The organism is Nonomuraea sp. NPDC054003 (genome assembly GCF_055585125.1).
Genome location: NZ_JBVJKR010000048.1, coordinates 1 through 1,031 on the forward strand (window position 1 = coordinate 1; position 1,031 = coordinate 1,031).

Sequence of the window (1,031 nt, forward strand, 5' to 3'; positions counted from 1 at the left end):
GCGAAGGTGAGAACTTAAGCGCCGGTAAACGGCGGTGGTAACTATAACCATCCTAAGGTAGCGAAATTCCTTGTCGGGTAAGTTCCGACCTGCACGAATGGCGTAACGACTTCCCCGCTGTCTCAACCGCAGACCCGGCGAAATTGCACTACGAGTAAAGATGCTCGTTTCGCGCAGCAGGACGGAAAGACCCCGGGACCTTCACTACAGCTTGACATTGGTGTTTGGAGCGTCTTGTGTAGGATAGGTGGGAGACTGGGAAGCTCGGACGCTAGTTCGGGTGGAGTCATTGGTGAAATACCACTCTGGTCGTTTTGAATGTCTAACTCTGGTCCGTGATCCGGATCGGGGACAGTGTCTGGTGGGTAGTTTAACTGGGGCGGTTGCCTCCTAAAGGGTAACGGAGGCGCCCAAAGGTTCCCTCAGCCTGGTTGGCAATCAGGTGTTGAGTGTAAGTGCACAAGGGAGCTTGACTGTGAGACTGACGGGTCGAGCAGGAGCGAAAGCTGGGACTAGTGATCCGGCATCGGCGTGTGGAAGCGGTGTCGCTCAACGGCTAAAAGGTACCCCGGGGATAACAGGCTGATCTTCCCCAAGAGTCCATATCGACGGGATGGTTTGGCACCTCGATGTCGGCTCGTCGCATCCTGGGGCTGGAGTAGGTCCCAAGGGTTGGGCTGTTCGCCCATTAAAGCGGTACGCGAGCTGGGTTTAGAACGTCGCGAGACAGTTCGGTCCCTATCCGCTGCGCGCGCAGGAGACTTGAAAGGGGCTGTCCCTAGTACGAGAGGACCGGGACGGACGAACCTCTGGTGTGCCAGTTGTATCGCCAGGTGCATGGCTGGTTGGCTACGTTCGGGAGGGATAACCGCTGAAAGCATCTAAGCGGGAAGCTTGCCTTGAGATGAGGTCTCCCACCACGTTTGTGGGTAAGGCTCCCGGTAGACGACCGGGTTGATAGGCCGGAGGTGGAAGCGCGGTAACGTGTGGAGCTGACCGGTACTAATAGGCCGAGGACTTGACCACAAAGC

At 57.0% G+C, this 1,031-nt stretch carries 1 rRNA gene; it reads left to right on the plus strand.

What is annotated here, in order from left to right:
- Positions 1-1,026: ribosomal RNA gene (locus ACZ6YG_RS44625) — 23S ribosomal RNA — on the plus strand; the annotation flags it as partial.
- Positions 1,027-1,031: the final 5 nt, after the last annotated feature.